Source organism: Marinactinospora thermotolerans DSM 45154 (assembly GCF_900167435.1).
Taxonomy (GTDB): domain Bacteria; phylum Actinomycetota; class Actinomycetes; order Streptosporangiales; family Streptosporangiaceae; genus Marinactinospora; species Marinactinospora thermotolerans.
Genome location: NZ_FUWS01000015.1, coordinates 57701 through 79089, shown reverse-complemented (window position 1 = coordinate 79089; position 21389 = coordinate 57701). Strand labels below are relative to the sequence as shown.

At 70.3% G+C, this 21389-nt stretch carries 13 protein-coding genes; 11 read left to right on the top strand and 2 right to left on the bottom strand.

Annotated features, from left to right (window positions below):
• Positions 1-80: 80 nt before the first annotated feature.
• From B5D66_RS22435 to B5D66_RS22420, 3 genes are all read left to right on the top strand, one after another.
• Positions 81-1883, top strand: coding sequence for an HSP90 family protein (locus B5D66_RS22435; protein WP_078763791.1), 1803 nt, complete (start codon positions 81-83; stop codon positions 1881-1883).
• A complete protein-coding gene (locus B5D66_RS25280; protein WP_144390269.1) occupies positions 1880-4600 on the top strand; it encodes an ATP-binding protein in 2721 nt (906 codons plus the stop codon). Before B5D66_RS22435 ends, B5D66_RS25280 begins: the two co-directional genes overlap by 4 nt.
• A 98-nt stretch (positions 4601-4698) precedes the next feature.
• Positions 4699-5115, top strand: coding sequence for an ABATE domain-containing protein (locus tag B5D66_RS22420; protein WP_078763789.1), 417 nt, complete (start codon positions 4699-4701; stop codon positions 5113-5115).
• 30 nt (positions 5116-5145) lie between these two features.
• On the opposite strand, the gene B5D66_RS22415 is transcribed toward B5D66_RS22420, so the two are convergent.
• Positions 5146-5994 (bottom strand): PAC2 family protein, encoded by an 849-nt coding sequence (locus B5D66_RS22415; RefSeq protein WP_078763788.1) that lies wholly within the window; start codon positions 5992-5994, stop codon positions 5146-5148.
• Positions 5995-6468: 474 nt separating this feature from the next.
• Here B5D66_RS22415 and metH point away from each other — a divergent pair, with 474 nt between their 5' ends.
• The 8 genes from metH (at position 6469) to B5D66_RS22375 (ending at position 19859) form a co-directional block, all read left to right on the top strand.
• Positions 6469-9936 (top strand): methionine synthase, encoded by a 3468-nt coding sequence (metH, locus tag B5D66_RS22410; protein ID WP_078763787.1) that lies wholly within the window; start codon positions 6469-6471, stop codon positions 9934-9936.
• On the top strand, positions 9933-10637 hold the full coding sequence (locus B5D66_RS22405) for an HAD family hydrolase (RefSeq protein ID WP_078763786.1): 705 nt from the start codon (positions 9933-9935) through the stop codon (positions 10635-10637). The genes metH and B5D66_RS22405 overlap by 4 nt, the downstream gene beginning before the upstream one ends.
• 313 nt (positions 10638-10950) lie before the next feature.
• Positions 10951-12702, top strand: a complete 1752-nt coding sequence (locus tag B5D66_RS22400) for an ABC transporter substrate-binding protein (RefSeq protein ID WP_235001167.1) — start codon at positions 10951-10953, stop codon at positions 12700-12702.
• Positions 12703-12825: 123 nt separating this feature from the next.
• The gene (locus B5D66_RS22395; protein WP_078763784.1) at positions 12826-13308 is read left to right on the top strand and encodes a cellulose synthase; all 483 of its coding nucleotides are present in this window, start codon (positions 12826-12828) and stop codon (positions 13306-13308) included.
• Between the two features lie 631 nt (positions 13309-13939).
• Positions 13940-14965 carry an ABC transporter permease gene (locus B5D66_RS22390; protein ID WP_078763783.1) on the top strand — a complete coding sequence of 342 codons (1026 nt, stop codon included), beginning with the start codon at positions 13940-13942 and terminating at the stop codon, positions 14963-14965.
• Between the two features lie 85 nt (positions 14966-15050).
• Positions 15051-16814 (top strand): ABC transporter substrate-binding protein, encoded by a 1764-nt coding sequence (locus B5D66_RS22385; RefSeq protein WP_144390268.1) that lies wholly within the window; start codon positions 15051-15053, stop codon positions 16812-16814.
• A 98-nt stretch (positions 16815-16912) separates the two neighbouring features.
• The gene (locus B5D66_RS22380) at positions 16913-17926 is read left to right on the top strand and encodes an ABC transporter permease (RefSeq protein WP_078763781.1); all 1014 of its coding nucleotides are present in this window, start codon (positions 16913-16915) and stop codon (positions 17924-17926) included.
• A gap of 112 nt (positions 17927-18038) precedes the next feature.
• Positions 18039-19859 (top strand): ABC transporter ATP-binding protein, encoded by a 1821-nt coding sequence (locus B5D66_RS22375; RefSeq protein WP_078763780.1) that lies wholly within the window; start codon positions 18039-18041, stop codon positions 19857-19859.
• Between the two features lie 69 nt (positions 19860-19928).
• Here B5D66_RS22375 and B5D66_RS22370 read toward each other — a convergent pair whose 3' ends face one another.
• Positions 19929-21356 carry a threonine/serine exporter family protein gene (locus tag B5D66_RS22370; RefSeq protein WP_078763779.1) on the bottom strand — a complete coding sequence of 476 codons (1428 nt, stop codon included), beginning with the start codon at positions 21354-21356 and terminating at the stop codon, positions 19929-19931.
• Between the last annotated feature and the right edge of the window lie 33 nt (positions 21357-21389).

Sequence of the window (21389 nt, the reverse complement as noted above, 5' to 3'; positions counted from 1 at the left end):
CGTCATCGGTCTGCGTTACGGTTCAACCGCCGCATCCCGCGCGGGCGCGTGGGGCGTCATGCGGCGGGAGAGGACGAGACGTGGCCGAACGGGCCTTCCAGGTCGATCTGCGCGGAGTCGTCGACCTGCTGAGCCGACACCTGTACTCCAGCCCCCGGGTCTACCTGCGCGAACTGCTGCAAAACGGCGTGGACGCCATCACCGCGCGCCGGGCCGCCGACCCCCAGGCTCCGGCCGAGGTGCACATCGAGCCGCCGGGCACCGGAGGAGACGACACCCTGCGGGTCCACGACTCCGGGATCGGCCTCACCGAGGAACAGGTGCACGAGCTCCTGGCCACCATCGGACGCTCGGCCAAGCGCGACGAACTGGGCTACGCCCGGCACGAGTTCCTGGGGCAGTTCGGCATCGGCCTCCTGTCGGGGTTCCTGGTGGCCGACGAGGTGGAGGTCGTCACCCGCTCGGCCGGGGGAGGGCCGACGATCCGCTGGATCGGGCGGGCCGACGGCCGCTACCGCGTGGAGAAGGCCGCCGAGGAGCGGCCCGAGGTCGGCACGACGGTCGTGCTGCGCCCCCGCCCCGGCTGCGAGGAGTGGTTCACCACCCGCACGATCACCGAACTCGCCCGTGAGTACGGCTCCCTGCTCCCCGTCACGCTGACCGTCGGCCCCACCCCCGTCACCGGCGACGCGGTGCCCTGGCGGGCCGCCCACGCCACGCCCGCCCGGCGAAGAGCCGCGCTGGAGTCCTACTGCCGCGAACTGTTCGGGTTCACCCCGCTCGACATCATCGACCTGGAGGTCCCCGAGGCCGGCCTGAGCGGCGTCGCCTTCGTCCTGCCCACATCGGCCAATCCCACGGCCCGGGCCACCCACCGGGTCTACCTCAAACGCATGCTGCTCGCCGGCAACGTCCCCGACCTGCTGCCCGATTGGGCGTTCTTCGTCCGCTGTGTGGTCGACGCGGAGGAGCTGCGTCCCACGGCCTCGCGCGAGGCGCTGTACGAGGACGACCTGCTCGGCCACGTCCGAGAGGCGCTGGGCGAGCGGCTGCGCGACTGGCTGGTCGCCCTGTCCCAGAGCGACCCCACCCGGTTGCGCGAGTTCCTGCGGTTGCACCACATCGGGGTCAAGGCCCTCGCCGTCCACGACGACGGCATGCTGGAGCTGGTCTACCGCTGGCTGGAGTTCGAGACCAGCGACGGCGCGATGACGCTCGCGGAGTTCGCCCGCCGCCACCCCGACGCCCGCTTCACCCGCGACGTCGACGAGTTCCGCGGCCTCTCGGCGGTCTCGGCCGCGCAGGGCATCGGCCTGGTCAACGGCGGCTACGTCTACGACGCCGAGATCATCGAGCGCCTGGGCGAGCTGGATCCGAAGCTGCGGCTGCGCCCTCTGGACCCCGGCGAGCTCAGCACCAGGTTCGGCATGGTCGACTCCGCCACCGGACTGCGCCTGCGCGACTTCCTCGCCGCGGCCGAGGGCGCGATGGACCCCCTGGGGTGCGCCGTCGTGGTCCGCGAGTACGCCCCGGCCGCGGTGCCCGCGCTCTACCTGACCAGCCGGGCCGCCGAGCACCAGGCGGAACTCAACGAGTCCCGGGCCGCGGCCGACCCTTTGTGGGCCGACGTGCTGGGCGCTTTGGAGCCGGCGCTCGCCGCGGACCGTCCCCGGCTGGTGCTCAACCACGCCAACCCCCTCACCCGGCGCGTGACGACGCTGACCGACCCCGACCTCATCGCCCTGGCCGTGCGCTCGCTGTACGGCCAGGCGCTGCTGCACGGGCGACACCCCCTGCGTCCGGCCGACACCGCGGCGCTCAACCAGTCCTTCCTCGGACTGCTCGACTGGGCGGTCCGATCCGACCCCGAGGAGAACACGTGAGCGAGCGCGACTGGCGCGACCTGTTCGAGCAGGCGGCCGGCCTGCCCTATGGCACGGCCAAGACCCTGGTCATGGAAGAGGCGTTGCGCGCCGCCACCGTCGCGGGCGCCGACGAGTTCGACCTGTTCCACCTGCGCATGCGCCTGACCAGCGCCTACCAGCACGGGGGCGAGCCCGCCAAGGCGTTCACCACCTTCTCCCGGTGCCTGAGCGCCTTTGACGCCGACCCCGCCCGCTACGGGACGGGCGCGCAGGAGCAGCTGCTCTGGCACTTCAAGTGGATCGTCAACTCCCTCACCGAGTTCCCCGAGATCCCGCTGGAGCGCACCTACGCCGTCCTCGACGACATGGAACGGCGCTACCGCGAGGGCGGCCACAGTCTCCAGGCGGTCCACCACTACCGCAACGTCGTCGCCCGCCACATCGGGGACGCGGTCACCGCGGCCGAGCAGTTCGAGCTGTGGCGCACCACGCCGCGTGACGGCAACTCCGACTGCGAGGGCTGCGACCCCTCCTCCATGGCCTCCCATCTCATCCTGGCGGGCGCGGACGAGGCGGCGATCGAGCTGGCCCGCCCCGTCCTCGACGGCCACCTCACCTGCACCGAGCAGCCCCAGGACATCCTCCGCACCCTGATGCTGCCCTACCTGCGTACCGGCCGTCCCCAGGAGGCCGTCGACGCCCACCGTCGCGGTTACCGGGTCCACCGCCGCAACCCCGCGCACTACCTCGCGGCCATCGGCGACCACCTCTACTTCTGCGCGCTCACCGGCAATGAGGCGCGCGGCCTGGAGATCCTGGAACGCCACCTGGGGACCTATGACACGCCCCCCACCCCGCATGACGCGATGATGTTCGCGGCCTCCGCCGCGCTGCTGCTCGACCGGCTCGCCGCCACCGGTCACGGCCACCTGACCGTCGGGCGCCCCGCCCACGGCGACCGCCCGGCCGGCGACGTCACCGCCCACGAGCTGCGCGATCTCCTGCGCGCCGACGCCCTGGAGATCGCCGCGCGCTTCGATGAGCGCAACCGCACCACGGCCCAGGGCGATCGGGTGCGGGCCCGACTGGAGGCCGAGCCGCTCTTTGACCACCTGCCCCTCAGCGAACACGCGCCCCGGCCGGCCCGTTCCCGCACGTCGATGTCGCCGGCGGACACGCCCCGTCCCCGGGTGGACACCTCCGGGGACGGCGCGGAGCTGCTGGAACGGGCCGTGGGGCTGTGGCGGGTCGGCCGCTGCCAGGCGGCCCGGACGGTCCTGGAGCGCTTCGACGCTCTCGCCCGCGAGGCGCAGCCGTCCGCCGAGGCCCTTGCCCGCCGCACCGAACTGGAGGGTGGCCTGCGCGGATGGGCGGGCGACCTGCCGGGCGCGGCCGAGGCCTTCCGCGCGGCCGCCGAGGCGTTCGCCGCCGTCGGCCTGGACATCGAGCGCCACCGGACCCTCGGCCGTCTGGGCGCCCTGCTCCTGGAGCAGGGAGAGGAGGCCGGACGGGAATACCTGGAGGCCGCGCTGGAACACCAGGATCTTCACGCCGACGTCGATGAGCGTGTCATGACGCGGGTCCGCTACGCCCAGGTCCTGCTGGGGGAGGATCCACAGCGGGCGCTGGAGCTCATCGAGGAGGCCGCGGACCTGGGACCGGAGGAGCCCACGACGGTCCTCGCCGTCCGCCGGGCCCACGCCCACGCGATGGTGCGCGCCGACGCCGCTGTGGAGGAGTTCGCCGCGGAGCTCGCCGTCGTGCGCGAGACCGCCCGGGCGGTGGGAGCCCCGCTGGCCCTCGCCGAGGCGTCCCTGTGGCACGCCCAGGCCCTCCAGGCGCTGGCGTCGCAGGGAGGCGACGACAAGCCCGTGGACGCGGCCTTCGCCGAGGCGGTCGCGCAGGATCCCGATGAGGTCCCCGACGGGTTGCGGGCCACGGCGCTCTTCCTCCAGGGCCGGTGGCTGCACGGGACGGAACGGTCCGCCGAGGCGATCGCGCCGCTGGCGGAGGCGGTCGCCCTGTTCACCGCGTCGGGGCAGGCCGAGCCCGCCGCCCACGCGCGTTTCCCGCTGGCCGCCGCCTACCTCGCCGGTGAACGCCACCTGGAGGCCGCGGAGGTGGCCGAGGAGGCCCTGGCGGTCGAGGAGGAGGCGGGCTTCGACAAGGGCGAGCGCATGGCGCTGCGGGAGATCCTGGCCCGCTCGCTCACGGCCATCGGCGAGGTCGAGGACGCCCTGACACGGTGGGAGGAACTGATCGGACTGGAGGGCGCCGAGCAGACCACGCCCGCCCTGGCGATGCTCACCGACGAGACGGCGCTGCTGCTGAGCGGCCTGGACCGGGACGCCGAGGCCGCCGCCCGCTTCGACGCGGCCGCGCGGATGTGGGAAGAGCTGGGCGAACCCTTCCAGGCCGCCGACCGCCACCAGCGTGCCGCCATGTCGCACCACTGGGCGGGGGAACACCAGGAGGCGCGATCGGCCTCACAGCGGGCGGAGGAGTGGCTGGACCGCGCGGTGGCCGATTCCGGTCTGGACATCCCCGAGGAACAGGCCCACTGGACCCGTGCCTCGATCCGCTTCGACCGGGCCAGGCTCCTGTGGAACGAGCAGCCGGGCGACGCCGAGAGGGAGGCCGAGGCGGCCATCGGCCTGTTCCGGGCGGCCGGGGACGAAGAGGCGGCGAGCACGGCCGAACGCCTCCTGACCGCCATCCGCGAGAGCGGCGAGTGAGCGCCGCCGGTCGTCCGTCGTCGCGCGCGACGACGGACGACCGGCACCGGACCGACGAAACGTCATGGCGTGGTCGCGTCGCGTGGTGAGATGAGATCATGACAACCCCCACCGACACGAGCGCCGCCGCGGCGCTCATCCGCGCCTTCGTCCTTTCCGGAGACTCCCTGTCCGACCGGGCGGGGCTGGCCGCGTTCCTGCGTAAGCACCGGCTGGTCACCGAGGGGGCGATCCCCATCACGCTGGCCGACCACAGCGAGGCCGTCACGTTGCGCGACGGTCTGTACGCGCACCTGCGCCACGCCGCGGGCGGGCAGCCCGACCCCGAGACGGTCGCGCGCGCCCAACGAGTCCTCGACGGCCTGCGGGTGACCGTCCGGCTGGCGCCGGGCGAGGCCGCGCTGTCACCGCTGGCCCCGGCCGTGGTCGACGAGGTCCGCCGTGGCCTGGCCCGCATCGCGGGAGCCTGGGCGGCGGTCGTCGCCACCGGCGAGTGGCGCGCCATCCTGCCCTGAGCAGGACGGCGCGCCCGGTCTCCGGGGACCTCAGCCCTGGCCGCGCCGTTTGAGGTAGCGCTCGAAGTCCCGGGCGATCGCCTCGCCGCTGGCCTCGGGCAGCTCGGCGGCGTCCTTGGCCTCCTCCAGGCTGCGCACGTAGCCGGCGATGTCGGAGTCCTCGGAGGCGAGCTCGTCCACGCCGTGCTCCCAGGCGCGGGCCTCCTCGGGCAGCTCCCCGAGGGGGACGGTGAGGTCGAGGATGTCCTCGACGCGGCGCAGCAGCGACAGCGTCCCCTTGGGGCAGGGCGGCTGGGCGACATAGTGGGGGATGGCCGCCCACAGCGAGATCGTCTCCAGCCCGGCCGCCCCGAAGACGTCCTGGAGCACGCCGACGATGCCGGTGGGCCCCTCGTAGGAGGCCGGTTCCAGCCGCACCGGCAGCGACGCGGCCAGGGAGGGCGGCGAGACCACGCCGGTGACCGGAACCGGTCTGGTGTGCGGGGAGTCGGCGAGCAGCGCGCCCAGCAGGATGACCCGGCGCACGCCCAGTTCGCGGGCCACCGCCAGGAGATCGCTGGAGAAGCCGCGCCAGCGCATGTTCGGCTCGATCCCGCGCACCAGCACCACGTGTCCGCCGCCGGAGGGGCGGGCCAGGGACACCCGGGTCGCCGGCCAGGTGATGCCGCGGTTGTGGCCGTCGGCCATCGTCACACGTGGCCGTGTGACCTGGAAGTCGTAGTAGTCGTCGGAGTCCAGGCGCAGCAGCTCCCGCGCCTCCCAGACCGTGGCCAGGTGCTCGATCACCGCGCTGGCCGCCTCACCGGCGTCGTTCCAGCCATCGAACGCGGCCACCATGACGGGCTCGACGAGCTCGGGAACGCTGTCGAGCTCAGGCACAGGCCGCCTCCTTACATTCCGGATGTCCGTTCTGGGACAGTCCGGTCGACAACATCGACATCCAATCGTGCCCGCACCGTAACGGACCAGGCCTTCCGTGTGGAGGGGTTTTCCCGCGGGCGGAGCCGGGCCACTTGTGGTCGGACGGACCCACCCTATGCGTTGGCCCTGCCACGTCGCAGGGGGCGAGGGGCAAGTGTCGGCCAGCCCACTGCGCGGTGACGCGGTGGTGCCTCGTTGACCTGGAGGGACGACTCATCACCCCTGTGTCAACAGCGCTGCGCCCCCGGATGTTCCGGACCTCTTCGGGGCGGGAGGGGCGGAGGGGGGTGAGGTATCGTCGTGCGAGGTGGCCGGAAACGCCGCGTTCTGCCGCCCCGCGGCGTGAGGACACAGGGGTCCCCGGCCGCGTGGTCCGCCCCGCCGCGGACCTGCCAGGGTTCGGGCGGTCCTCCGACACTAAAGTTGTGAGCCATGAGTTCTCGCCCCTCCTTCCGGGAAGTCCTGTCCAAGCGCGTCATCGTGGCCGATGGCGCCATGGGCACGATGCTTCAGGCACACGACCTCGACCTCGACGACTTCCAGGGGCACGAGGGATGTAACGAGATCCTCAACGTCACCCGTCCCGACGTGGTGCGCGCCACGCACGCGGCCTTCCTCGACGTCGGTGTCGACTGCGTCGAGACCAACACCTTCGGGGCGAACTTCGGCAACCTCGGCGAGTACGGCATCGTCGAGCGCACCTACGAGCTCGCCGAATCCGGCGCCCGCGTCGCGCGGGAGGTCGCCGACTCCTACTCCAGCGCCGACCACCCGCGCTACGTGCTGGGGTCGGTGGGGCCGGGCACCAAACTGCCCACGCTGGGCCACGCGGCGTTCGCGACGCTGCGCGACTACTACCAGCAGTGCGCCCAGGGGCTCATCGACGGAGGCGCCGACGCGATCCTCATCGAGACCTGTCAGGACCTCCTCCAGACCAAGGCCGCGGTGATCGGCGCGCATCGGGCCCGCGTCGCCTCGGGGGTCGACGTCCCGGTGATCGCGCAGGTCACCATCGAGACCACCGGGACCATGCTGCTGGGCTCGGAGATCGGCGCGGCACTGGTGGCGTTGGAGCCGCTGGGAATCGACGCCATCGGGCTGAACTGCGCGACCGGTCCCGCCGAGATGAGCGAGCACCTGCGCTACCTGTCGCAGCACTCGCGCCTGCCGATCTCCTGCATGCCCAACGCGGGCCTGCCCGAGCTGGGCGCCGACGGCGCGGTCTACCCGCTGCAGCCCGGAGAGCTGGCCGACGCCCACGAGGCGTTCGTCTCGGAGTTCGGGCTGTCGCTGGCCGGCGGGTGCTGCGGCACGACACCCGAGCACCTGCGCCAGGTCGTCGAGCGGGTCGCGGGGCGGGGCGTCAAGAACCGCCGGCCCCTCAGCGAGGCGTCGGCGGCCTCGCTCTACCAGAGCGTGCCGTTCCGCCAGGACACCAGCTACCTGGCCATCGGCGAACGCACCAACGCCAACGGCTCCAAGGCCTTCCGCGAGGCGATGATCGCCGAGCGCTACGACGACTGTGTCGAGATCGCCCGCGACCAGATCCGTGACGGCGCCCACATGCTCGACCTGTGCGTCGACTACGTGGGTCGCGACGGCGTGCGCGACATGCGGGAACTCGCCTCGCGCCTGGCCACCGCCTCCACCCTGCCGTTGGTCCTGGACTCCACCGAGCCCGAGGTCTTGGAGGCGGGGCTGGAGATGATCGGCGGGCGCGCGGTCCTCAACTCCGTCAACTACGAGGACGGCGACGGGCCCCAGTCCCGTTTCGCCAAGGTCGCCTCCCTGGCGGTCCAATACGGCGCCGCCCTCATGGCGCTGACCATCGACGAGGAGGGCCAGGCGCGGACCGCGGAGAAGAAGGTCGAGATCGCCGAGCGGCTCATCACCGAGCTGACCGGCGACTACGGCATCCGCGAGGCCGACATCATCATCGACTGCCTGACCTTCACCATCGCCACCGGGCAGGAGGAGTCGCGCCGCGACGCGCTGGAGACGATCGAGGCCATCCGCGAGCTCAAGCGGCGCCACCCCGACGTCCAGACCACGCTGGGCCTGTCCAACGTCTCCTTCGGTCTCAACCCGGCCGCGCGGATCGTGCTCAACTCGGTCTTCCTGCACGAGTGCGTCGAGGCGGGGCTGGACTCCGCCATCGTGCACGCCTCCAAGATCCTGCCGATGAACCGGATCCCCGAGGAACAGCGCACGGTCGCGCTCGACATGATCTACGACCGGCGGTCCGAGGGCTATGACCCCCTCCAGAGGTTCCTGGAGCTGTTCGAGGGGGTCGACGCCCAGCAGCTCAAGGCCTCGCGCGCCGAGGAGCTGGCGGCCCTGCCGCTGTGGGAGCGGTTGGAGCGGCGGATCATCGACGGTGAGCTCGTCGGGATGGAGGCCGACCTCGACGAGGCGCTGGCCGAACGCCCGGCGCTGGCCATCGTCAACGACACGCTGCTGGCCGGGATGAAGGTCGTGGGCGACCTGTTCGGCTCGGGCGAGATGCAGCTGCCCTTCGTCTTGAAGTCGGCCGAGGTGATGAAGGCCGCCGTCGCCTACCTCGAACCGCACATGGAGAAGAGCGACGACGAGGGCAAGGGCCGCATCGTGCTCGCCACGGTCAAGGGCGACGTGCACGACATCGGCAAGAACCTCGTCGACATCATCCTGTCCAACAACGGCTACGACGTCGTCAACCTGGGCATCAAGCAGCCGGTGTCGGCGATCCTGGAGGCCGCCGAGCAGGAACGCGCCGACGTCATCGGCATGTCCGGCCTGCTGGTGAAGTCGACGGTGGTGATGAAGGAGAACCTGGAGGAGATGAACTCCAGGGGGCTGGCCGAGCGCTACCCGGTCCTGTTGGGAGGGGCCGCGCTCACCCGCTCCTTCGTCGAGCAGGACCTCGCCGAGCTGTTCGACGGCGAGGTGCGCTACGCCCGCGACGCCTTCGAGGGACTGCGCCTGATGGACGCCTTCATGGCGGTCAAGCGCGGCGTCCCGGGCGCGAAGCTGCCCGAACTGCGCCAGCGGCGGGTCAAGACCGGCGCCCGGTTGAAGGTGACCGAACCCGAGCAGATGCCCGAGCGCAGCGACGTCGCCGTCGACAACCCGGTCCCCGAGCCGCCGTTCTGGGGCGACCGGATCAGCAAGGGGCTGCCGCTGGCCGAGTACGCGGCCTTCCTCGACGAGCGCGCGACCTTCATGGGGCAGTGGGGACTGAAGGGCTCGCGCGGTGACGGCCCCTCCTACGAGGAGCTGGTCGAGACCGAGGGGCGTCCGCGGCTGCGCATGTGGCTGGACCGGATCCAGACCGAGGGGCTGTTGGAGGCGGCCGTCGTCTACGGCTACTACCCCTGCTACAGCGAGGGCGACGATCTCGTCGTCCTCGACGAGGACGGGGGCGAGCGCACCCGCTTCACCTTCCCGCGCCAGCGCCGTGACCGGCACCTGTGCCTGGCCGACTTCTTCCGTCCCAAGTCCTCCGGCGAGCTCGACGTGGTGGCCTTCCAGGTCGTCACGGTCGGCTCGGCCATCAGCAAGGCCACCCAGGAGCTGTTCCAGAAGAACGCCTACCGCGACTACCTGGAGCTGCACGGCCTGTCGGTGCAGCTGACCGAGGCGCTGGCCGAGTACTGGCACACGCGGGTGCGCGCGGAGCTGGGGTACGCGGGCGAGGACCCGGCCGACCTGGACGCGTTCTTCAAGCTGGGGTACCGCGGTGCCCGGTTCTCGCTGGGCTACGGCGCCTGCCCCGATCTGGAGGACCGCGCCAAGATCATGCGCCTGCTGGAACCGGAACGGGTCGGTGTGACGTTGTCCGAAGAGTTCCAGCTCGTTCCCGAACAGGCCACCGACGCGATCGTCGTCCATCACCCGGAAGCGAAATACTTCAACGTATGACCTCCATCCAGAGCCCCGCCCCCGTCTCCCCCCGACCCGCCACCGATCTCCAGGCCGTCCTGTTCGACATGGACGGCACCCTGGTCGACACCGAGGGGATGTGGGGCGACACCGAGGCCGAGGTCACCGAGGCGCTCGGTGGCACGTGGACCGACCACGACCACCGGAGCAACGTCGGCCGAGCGGCCGGCGCGGTCGCCGGCTACATCATCGACCTGACCGGTACCACGGTCGGTCCTGATCGGGTCGTCGCGATGATGTACGAGGCCATGCGGCGCAGGGTGGAACAGGGGGCGCAGCTGCGCCCGGGCGCCGCCGAACTCGTCGCCGACGTGGCGGCGGCGGGTATCCCGGCGGGCCTGGTCACCTCCACCCACCGCGGACTGGCCGAGACGGTGCTGGAGCAGATCGGCGCCGCGTACTTCGACGTGGTCGTGGCCGGTGACGAGGTGGCGCACAACAAGCCCCACCCCGAGCCCTATCTGAAGGCGGCGCGGCTCCTCGGCGTCGACCCCACCCGCTGTGTCGCGGTGGAGGACTCCCCGACCGGGGTGGCCTCGGCGCAGGCGGCCGGCTGTGTCACGGTGGCCGTCCCCCACAAGGTGCCGCTCGAACCGGCGCCGGGCCGCACGGTCATCCCCTCGCTCGAGGGGGTCGACGCGGCGTGGCTGCGCGGCCTGGTGGAACAGCCCCGCGGCTGAGCCCGACGTGGGACGGTCCGGGCGGCCCCGCGGACCAAGGAGGCGACGGATGAACCGTCGCCTCCTTTCTGTATTCACCTGATTTCAGAGCGTTTTCGGAGGATCGCGGTCACATCGGCTTTCAATCACGATTGGGACACGCCCGGGAAAACGGGAGGAATTCAAATAGAGTGCCGCATGAATCGATGGACGCCATCCGTACCGGTCGGTTCGTCTGCCCTTCCTATCGTCCGGTCACTCGGTCACCACCGGCCCCGGACACCCGTCCTTCGACCCCGTGAGAGAGGCCACGACATTGAGAAGACGACGCGCATTGGCGTTCGTTGCGGCGGGAGCCGCCGCGACCCTGCTGCTCGGCGCCTGTTCGGGCGGGGGAGATGACGGGGGCGGAGCCGCCGCCGACGTCGAGTTCAACCAGGGGCTCACCGAGAAGGTCAACGCCTCCGACGCCCAGGGCGGCACGCTGCGCTTCGCGATCTCCGCCAACATGGAGAGCACCGACCCGGGCAACACCTACTACGGCTACATCTGGAACTTCAGCCGTTTCTACGCCCGCACCCTCTACACCTACGCCACGGAGCCGGGTGAGGCCGGCCGCGAGGTCGTCCCCGACCTGGCCGCCGAGTTGCCCGAGGTCAGCGACGACGGCCGGACCTGGACGGTCAAGCTGCGCGAGGGCCTGAAGTACGAGGACGGCTCGCCGATCGTCGCCGAGGACATCAAGTACGCGATCGCGCGCAGCAACTTCGGCGACCAGGCCCTGCCCAACGGTCCCAAGTACTACCAGCAGCTGCTCGACCAGTCCGGTGACTACGAGGGGCCCTACGCCGACCCCGACGACCCGCTGGCCGGCTTCGACGCGATCGAGACCCCCGACGACACGACTCTGATCTTCCACCTCAAGGAGCCGTTCGCCGACTTCACCTACGTGATGGTGCACCCGCAGAGCGCGCCGGTGCCCGCCGAGGCCGACAAGGGCGAGCAGTACCAGACCCGGGTGGTCTCCTCCGGTCCCTACAAGTTCGAGGAGGACTGGAACCCCGGCAGCGGCCTGTCCCTGGTCCGCAACGACCAGTGGGACCCCGAGACCGACCCGATCCGCAAGGCGCTGCCGGACCGGATCACGGTCGAGGAGGGGGTCGAGCAGAACGAGATCGACCAGCGTCTGGTCAACGGCGGGCTCGACGTCGACCTGGGCGGCACCGGCCTGGGCCCGGCGATGAAGGGCCAGGTCGTCACCGACGAGGCCGAGAAGGTCAACCTGGACAACCCCGAGAACGGGGCGCACTACTTCCTCAACCTCAACGTGCACGTCAAGCCGTTCGACAACCAGGCGTGCCGGCAGGCCGTGCAGTACGCGATCAACCGGGACGCGGTGCAGCGCGCCTGGGGCGGTGACATCGGCGGCACGATCGCCACGCAGGTCCTGCCGCCGTCGATCGCGGGCGCCGACCCCGAGCTCGACCTGTACCCCTCGGAGAACAACCAGGGGGACATCGCCCAGGCCGAGGCCAAGCTGGAGGAGTGCGGCGAAGAGGGTGGGTTCTCCACCAACATGGGCATCCGCTCCGACCGTCCGGCCGAGGTCGCCGCGGCCGAGGCCGTCCAGGAGTCGCTGGCCCGCGCCGGCATCGAGGTGAACATCAAGCAGTACCCCTCGGACACCTTCACCAACACCCAGGCGGGCTCGCCGGACTTCGTCCACGAGAACGAGCTGGGCATCAACCTCTACGGCTGGATGCCGGACTGGCCCAGTGGCTACGGTTACATGAGCCAGATCCTCGACGGTGACGCCATCAAGGAGGCCGGCAACTCCAACATCTCCGAGCTGGACGACCCCGAGATCAACAAGCTCTTCGACGAGGTCGTCACGATCGAGGACGAGGCCGAGCGGGTCGAGATCTACGCCGAGATCGACCGGCTGGTCATGGAGCAGGCCGTGCTGGTGCCGATGGTCTTCCACAAGTCGGTTCTCTACCGGCCGGACAACCTGACCAACGCCTTCTTCAACCCGAGCTGGAAGATGTACGACTACATGGCGCTCGGCACGACCGCGACCGAGTAGCCGTTCCCGCCGACAGCCCTTCGCGCCCCGGGCGCGAAGGGCTGCGCGCGTCAGGGCCGGTTTTCCCTTCCCTAGGGGAGCTACCGGATGCGACGGCGCAGGTCACGGTGCGAGACTGAGGACATGCCGACGCAGATTCCGTTCGAAGGCCAGGTGCTGGGAGCGGCCCTCACGGTGGTGGGGCTGCTGATCTCTTGGGGGGTGTGGCGGCGTAAGGGGGCCGCGGCGGGCCTGCGCGGTGTGGCCTGGTCGCTGTTGCCGCTGGCCGCGGGGCTGATGGGGATGTTGACGGTGCTGTGGGGCATCGTCGCCGATCTCGTCCGCTTCTTCGCCCGGTTGGCGTTCGACCCGCTGGTGTGGGCGGGGGTCGCCGTGGCCGGGCTGGCAGTGGTGTTGTGGGTGGTGTCGGGGATCATGCGGGCGCGTGGGGCCGGTGGGCGGCGTCCCAAGGCCGCGGACGCCGGCGCGCCGAAGGCCGCGCAAGGCCCGCGGACGCCCCAGGTGGAGGCCTCGCCGGGGACGGGCGGAGCTCGTCCGGCCAAGGCGTCCGAGGACGACGACTTCAGCGACATCGAGGAGCTGCTGCGCCGCCGCGGCATCGGCTGAGGGTGCGGAGTGGCGGGGATCACACCGTGGCCCAGGGGGTCGCCCTCGCCGCGGCAAGCTCCCCTAAACGAGGGCCGAAAGCGAAGCGAACCCCTTTAGCGATCGGCCTTTCCGGTGTCCACTGTTTTTCGGTCGCCGTTCCCGTTCCGGGAGCGGCGACCGTTGTGTGTCCTAGATGTGGCGAAAAGTGTGTTTCATGTCCATAGCATGGAGGGGTGAGCATAACGAATCGTCCATGCCGAGGCGCGTCTCGGTGAGCTGGGCGAGCCCGTCGTGCACACTCTGTTCCGGTCGCCTTTCCCAGCGTGATGTGACCTGAAGTGACGGATCTATGAGGCTCGTGTCACGATTCAGCCACAACGCGGCAAATTGGACGATCGGGAATGTATCGCGGCGTAAATTGTTCGCCGTGCGCTACCCGGCGCACAGCGTGCGTTAGCTGTGTTTACTTCGGCCGTTAAGTGAGCCCGTGCGCGCGCCCTTGACGGAGAGCCACCCACTCACCGTCAGTAACGGCAGACCGCCGGGGCGCGGGCGGACGCCTGCGCCGCCGAGGAAGCCGACCGTCCGGAGAATCCACCGGAGTCAACGCCGCAGCCACAAGCGGGAGTAGTGGGGGAGTAGTGGTGCCATGACCGCGCCTTTGGACGCACCGGAGTCGGCGCAGAAGGCCGAACCAGAGGCGATCACCGAAGGCGTTCGCAACACCGCGAACAGGTCCCTTCGGCAGATCGCCTGGCAGCGTTTCAAGCGGGACAAGGTCGCCATGGCCGGCGGCGTCGTCGTCATCCTGCTGATCCTCACCGCGATCCTGGCCCCCGTGCTGACCAAGCTGTTCGGCTACCCGCCGAACGAGTTCCACCAGAACCTGATCGACCCGCTCACCGGTGGCGTCCTCAACGACCCCAACGACCCGATGAGCGGTCTCGACAAGACCGGCGGCATCAGCGGGGACCACCTCCTCGGCCTGGAGCCGGTCAACGGGCGCGATCTGTTCAGCCGCATCGTCTACGGCGCCCAGATCTCGCTGCTCGTCGCGTTCTGCGCCACCCTGCTGTGCGTCTTCATCGGCACCGTGCTCGGCATCGTCGCCGGTTACTTCGGCGGCTGGGTCGACACCGTCATCAGCCGGGCGATGGACATCTTCCTCGCCTTCCCCCTGCTGCTGTTCGCGATCGCGCTCGCCGGCGTCATCCCCGACGGGGCCTTCGGCCTCACCGGCAACGGGCTGCGCGTGGGAGTGCTGATCTTCATCATCGGCTTCTTCAACTGGCCCTACATCGGGCGAATCGTCCGGGGCCAGACGCTCAGTCTCAAGGAGCGCGAGTTCGTCGAGGCGGCGCGCAGCCTGGGAGCCAGCAACACCCACATCCTGTTCCGGGAGCTGCTGCCGAACCTGGTCACGCCGATCCTCGTCTACTCGACGCTGCTGATCCCGACCAACATCATCTTCGAGGCGTCCCTCTCCTTCCTGGGCGTCGGCATCAACCCGCCCACCCCCAGCTGGGGCGGCATGCTGTCGAACTCGTTGCAGTACTACACGACGTCCCCGCACTTCGTGATCATCCCCGGCCTGGCCATCTTCATCACGGTCCTCGCGTTCAACCTGCTCGGTGATGGCCTCCGCGACGCCTTCGACCCCCGTTCCTCCGACTAGCGCCACCGGATTCCCGTCACCTGGGACACCGGTAGGCCCGGAGAGCACCCCTTCCCATCCCGCAGCCCGCGAGAAAGGCAGAACATTGAGGAACCGAGCACTGGGATTCGTCGCGCTCGGCGCGGCGGCGTCCCTGCTGCTGACCGCCTGCGGCGGTAACGAGAGCGGCGGCGGCGAGGCCAGCGGCAGCTACGACCAGGGCAGCACGGAGATCGTCAACGCCTCCGATGCCAAGGGCGGCACGCTGCGCTATGCGATGAGCTCCAACGTCGAGAGCATGGACCCGGGCAACACCTACTACGGGTACATGTGGAACTTCAGCCGCTACTACGCGCGCACCCTCATGACCTACAACCCGGAGCCGGGCGCCGCGTCCACCGAGGCGGTCCCCGACCTCGCCGCGGAGTACCCCGAGGTCAGCGACGACGGTCTGACGTGGACGGTCAAGCTGCGCGAGGGCCTGAAGTACGAGGACGGCTCGCCGATCGTCGCCGAGGACATCAAGTACGCGATCGCGCGCAGCAACTTCGGCGACCAGGCCCTGCCCAACGGTCCCAAGTACTTCGCCTCCCTCCTCGCCGACAGCGACGACTACGCGGGCCCCTACGCCAACGACGGCGACCCGCTGGCCGGCTTCAACGGCATCGAGACCCCCGACGACACGACTCTGATCTTCCACCTCAAGGAGCCGTTCGCCGACTTCCCCTACGTCCTGGTCCAGCCGCAGAGCGCCCCGGTCCCGGCCGAGGCCGACCGCGGTGAGCAGTACCAGACCCGGGTGGTCTCCTCCGGTCCCTACAAGTTCGAGAGCGACTACAGCCCGGGCAAGGGCCTGACCCTGGTCCGCAACGACCAGTGGGACCCCGAGACCGACCCGATCCGCAAGGCGCTGCCGGACCGGATCACGGTCGAGGAGAGCGTCGACCAGAACGAGATCGACCAGCGTCTGGTCAACGGCCAGCTCGACGTCGACCTGGGCGGCACCGGCCTGGGCCCGGCGATGAAGGGCCAGGTGCTCACCGACGAGGCCCAGAAGCCCTTCATCGACAACCCCGAGACCGGCGCCGTGCGCTACATCGCCATCAACAACGTCGTCGAGCCCCTGGACGACGTGGCCTGCCGCCAGGCGATCATGTACGCGGCCGACCACGACGCGCTCCAGCGCGCCTGGGGCGGCGAGGTCGGCGGCTCGATCCCGACCCAGGTCATCCCGCCGGCGATCGCCGGGCACGACCCCGAGATCGACCTGTACCCCTCCGAGGGCAACAAGGGTGACGCGGCCAAGGCCAAGGAGAAGCTGGAGGAGTGCGGCGAGCCCGACGGCTTCAGCACCAACCTCGGCGTCCGGGCCGACCGTCCCACCGAGGTCGCCGCTGCCGAGGCGCTCCAGGCGAGCCTGCAGAACGTCGGCATCAAGGTGAACATCAAGCAGTACCCCTCGGACACCTTCACCAACACCCAGGCGGGCTCGCCGGACTTCGTCCACGAGAACGAGCTCGGCCTCAACATCTACGGCTGGATCCCCGACTGGCCGACCGGCTACGGCTTCCTGAGCTACATCGTCGACGGCGACAACATCAAGGACGCCGGCAACTCCAACATCTCCGAGCTGGACGACCCGGAGATCAACAAGCTCCTGGACGACGTCACCAAGACGACCGACCCCGAGGAGCAGGCGCAGATCTACAGCGAGATCGACCGTCTGGTCATGGAGAGCGCTTCGATCCTGCCCGCGGTGTTCGAGAAGTCGGTGTTGTACCGGCCTGAGAACCTCACCAACGTCTACTTCCACGCCGGTTACGCCATGTACGACTACATGGCCCTCGGCGTCGCGAACACCGAACAGTAAGTCCGACACCCGCACCTTCGACCAGTTAGAAGGCAGGTGAAGGCCGCGGGGGCGGCCGGGTCCCACAAGGGCTCGGCCGGCCTTCGCGGCCGGCCACGTTGCTCACTTACATTCTCCGTCGTTTGGGCGCCGGCGTCCTGCTGCTTGCGATCGTCACCATGGTGACGTTCGTGATCTTCTACGTCGTGCCGCGGCTGGCCGGGCAGACCACCGAGCAGCTCGCCACGATGTACGTCGGCAAGGCCCCCACTCCCGAGGCCATCCAGGCCACCATCGACCGGCTCAACCTGGACCAGCCGATCGCGCTGCAGTTCTGGGAGTTCATCAAGGGCATCTTCGTCGGCGCCGAATACCAGTTCGGCCGCGACATCGTGCAGTGCTCCGCGCCGTGCTTCGGCTACTCCTTCCAGACCTACCAAGAGGTCTTCCCGGAGATCATCAACCGGCTTCCGGTGACCCTCACCCTGGGCCTGGGCGCCGGCGTCATCTGGCTGGTCGGTGGTGTGACCGTCGGTATCATCTCCGCCATCAAGAAGGGCAGCATCTTCGACCGCCTGTCCATGGGCGTCGCCCTGGCCGGCGTGTCCATGCCGGTCTTCTTCACCGGTCTGCTCGCCCTGGCCTTCCTGGTCCACGCCTGGGGGATCTTCCCCAGCCCGGGCTACACCCCGATCACCGAGAACCCGCTGGCCTGGGCCACCGGCATGATCCTGCCGTGGCTGACCCTCGCCTTCCTCCAGGCCGCCCAGTACGCCCGGCAGACCCGCGCGGGCATGCTGGAGACCATGGGGGAGGACTACATCCGCACGGCCCGCGCCAAGGGGCTCAAGGAGCGCACCGTGGTGTTCAAGCACGGCCTGCGCCCCACCCTCACCCCGATCGTCACGATCTTCGGTCTGGACATCGGTCTGGTCCTCGGCGGCGCCGTGCTGACCGAGCAGGTCTACTCGCTCAACGGCATCGGCCGCTACGCGGTCCAGGCCATCGTGCAGAGCGACCTTCCCGTGATCCTGGGCGTCACCCTGTTCGGTGCGTTCTTCGTGGTCATCTGCAACCTCATCGTCGACCTGCTCTACGCCTGGGTGGACCCCAGGGTCAGAGTCTCCGGCTGACGGCGCCCGGCCCCCCCGTAGGACGGTGGGGCCGGCCAGTACCCGACGACGACCATCTCTCTGTGTGCCCCGCCTTTGCGTCCGGGGCCTTCGAGCCGAAGGAAGACCGGCAATGACCCCAACCGGACACAGCGCCGAACCGACCACCGAGCCGGTGGTCCGCGTCCGTGACCTCAAGATCACCTTCCCGACGATGGACGGTGACGTCCACGCCGTCGACGGGCTGTCCTTCGAGGTGGCGCCCGGCGGGGCGCTGGGAATCGTCGGCGAGTCCGGCTCCGGCAAGAGCGCGACGTCGCTGGCCCTGATGGGCCTGCACCGTGGCACCAAGGCCCGCATCACCGGAGAGATCTCCGTGGCCGGCACCGACATCGTCAGCGCCTCCGACGCCCGCATCCGTGAACTGCGCGGCAACGACATCGCGATGGTCTTCCAGGACCCGATGTCGTCGCTGCACCCCCAGTACACGATCGGCAACCAGCTCATCGAGGCCTACCGCACCCACCGCCCCTCCGCCTCGACCGCGGAGGCGCGCGCCCGGGCCGTCGAGGCGCTGGAGCGCGTCGGCATCCCCGACCCGGCCAAGCGCATCAACTCCTACCCGCACGAGTTCTCCGGCGGTATGCGCCAGCGCGTCCTCATCGCGATGGGACTGGTCTGCGAGCCCAAGGTGCTGCTGGCCGACGAGCCCACCACGGCGCTGGACGTGACGGTGCAGGCCCAGATCCTCGACCTGCTGGAGGACCTGCGTCAAGACCTCGGTATGGCGCTGATCCTGGTCAGTCACGACCTCGCGGTCGTCGCCGGGTCCGTCGACGAGGTCCTGGTCATGAAGAAGGGCAAGGCGGTCGAGCGCGGCGACGTGCGCACCGTGCTCAGCGAGCCGGAGCACCCCTACACCCAGGCGCTGCTCGCGGCCGTCCCGCGGGTCGAGGTCTCCCGCGCCCAGCGCCGGGCCGAGATCCGGGCCGACCGCGCCGCTCGCGAGGGCGGCTCCGCGGCGGCCCCGCAGCCCACCGGCGCCAGCGTCCGGCCGGAGAAGCAGGAGTCCACCACCCCCGGCGAGCCGCTGCTCAAGGTCGAGAACGTCCGCCAGCGTTTCAAGGTGCGTGGCGGCATGTTCGGCAAGGCCAGCGACTTCTACGCGGTCGACGACGTCTCCTTCGAGCTGTACCGCGGTGAGACGCTGGGCATCGTCGGCGAGTCCGGTTCGGGTAAGAGCACCCTGTCGCGGATGATCATGCGGCTGCTCCAGCCGACCGAGGGCAGGATCCTGTTCGAGGGACGCGACATCACCAAGCTGCCGGAGCGGCAGCTGCGCCCGCTGCGCCGCGACATCCAGATGATCTTCCAGAACCCCTACTCGTCGCTGAACCCGCGTCTGACGATCGGCGACAGCATCGGCACCGCGCTGAAGGTGCAGGGCGAGAAGGACGGCAAGCTCATCAAGAAGAAGGTCCAGGAGCTGCTGGAGCGCGTCGGCCTGGAGCCCTCGCACTACAACCGGTTCCCGCACGCCTTCTCCGGCGGCCAGCGCCAGCGCATCGCGATCGCCCGCGCGCTGATCCTCCAGCCCAAGCTGGTGATCTGTGACGAGCCCGTCTCGGCGCTGGACGTCTCCACCCAGGACCAGGTGCTGCGCCTGCTCTCGGAGCTCCAGGACGACTTCAACCTGACGCTCATCTTCGTCGCCCACGACCTCGCGGTGGTCCGCCAGGTCAGCGACCGGGTCGCGGTCATGCGCAAGGGCCGGGTCGTGGAGATGAGCGACGGCGACTCCGTCTACGAGGACCCGCAGCACGAGTACACCCGTCAGCTGCTCGCGGCGGCCCCCGTCCTCGACCCCGACGAGGCCAAGGCCCACCGCGCCGAGCGCGCCCGGCTGCGCGCCGAGGCCAAGAAGGCTGCGGCCTCCGAGGGCACGGCGGCCTGACACCGAGGGCTTCCCGACACGTCGGCCCCTCGCCCGCACGGGCGAGGGGCCGACGTGTGCCCGGGCCGGTCAGTAGCCGCCGCGGGTCCGCCGGGCGGCCGGACGCCCCAGCCGGCCGGCCCCGGCCAGGCCACCCCGCTGGAAGGCGCGCACCAGCTCGCCGCCCAGGTTCACCCCGGCCCCCAGGGCCAGCCCGATCGCGACCGCCTCCGAGAGGCTGAGCAGCCCCGCCACCGCGTCGTTGAGGCTGATCTCCAGCAGCCCCCGGTACAGGATGCTGCCGGGCAGCAACGGCGCGATGGAGGGGATGATGTAGGGCAGCACCGGCCGTTGGGTGCGCCGCGCCAGCCAGTGCGCGATGACGCCCACCACCACGGCCCCGGCGCCGGTCCCCACGATCGGGGGGACCTCCAGCAGCGTGCGCAGGCCCACGTAGATCACCCAGATCAGCACCCCCAGCGCCCCGATCGCCGGCAGCATGCGCCAGGGCACGGCCAGCGAGACCGCGAAGGCGATCGCGATCCCGGCGGCCCCCACGAGCACCGCCGCGTCCAGGGAGGTGCCCGCGGAGGGCAGGTTCTCCAGGTTGACGTCCACCCCCAGGCGGACCGCGGTGTAGGCGACCGCGCCCACCCCCGACACGATCGCGCCCAGGGTGAAGAAGACCTCGAGCAGCCGCGCCACGGAGGAGACGTAACTGCCGCTGATCCCGTCCTGCAGGCTCGTCACCAGCGGGCGTCCCGGCAGCAGCGCCATGATGTTGCCGGTGATGACCGCGCCGGCCTGGAGGCCGAGGTCCAGCTCCGAGCTCACCCACAGCAGCGCCGCCCCCATGCTGGAGGCGATCACCGCGGCCGCGGCCATCTGGTAGAACTCGGCCACACCGCGTTTGGCCAGGATCACCGAGGCGCGGTCGCCCAGCACCGTCGCGAGGAACGCCGCGGTGGCGACGATGAACTGCCCGCCGACCATCAGACTCGCGCTGGAGGCGATCAGCCCGAAACCGCACACCAGCAGCCAGTTGGGGTAGGGAGGCCGGGCCCGTTTGATCGCGCGCAACCGCGCGATCGCCTCCTCCAGCTCCACCTGTCCCAGCGCGGCGTCTTGGACCAGCGCGTGCAGCTCGCCCACCCGGAAGTAGTCGAGCGTGCGCCGGCGCACCACGCGCTCGCCGGTGATCGGGGGGTGGTCGCCCCCGGGGTGGCAGGACAGGGTGATGGCGGTGAACGTCACCGACACCTCGCTGCGGGGCAGCTCGAAGGCCACCGACAGGCTGAGCATCGACTCGCTCACGGCCTCGGTGCCCTCCCCGCTGGCGAGGAGGAGTTCGCCGACGCGCAACACGAGATCGATCGCGCGTGGGTCGGGAAGCTCCACGACGTCGTCGTCGAGGCCCTCGGCGTGGATCTCGGACTCCCGGGCGGCTCGCCAGTCCCGGAGCCGGCTCAGTGGGTTCTCTTCGTTCGGCGGGTCGTGCCGTTCTGGTCGCTGCGCCATCGGTGGGTTTCGATACCTCCTCGGGCATGAGGG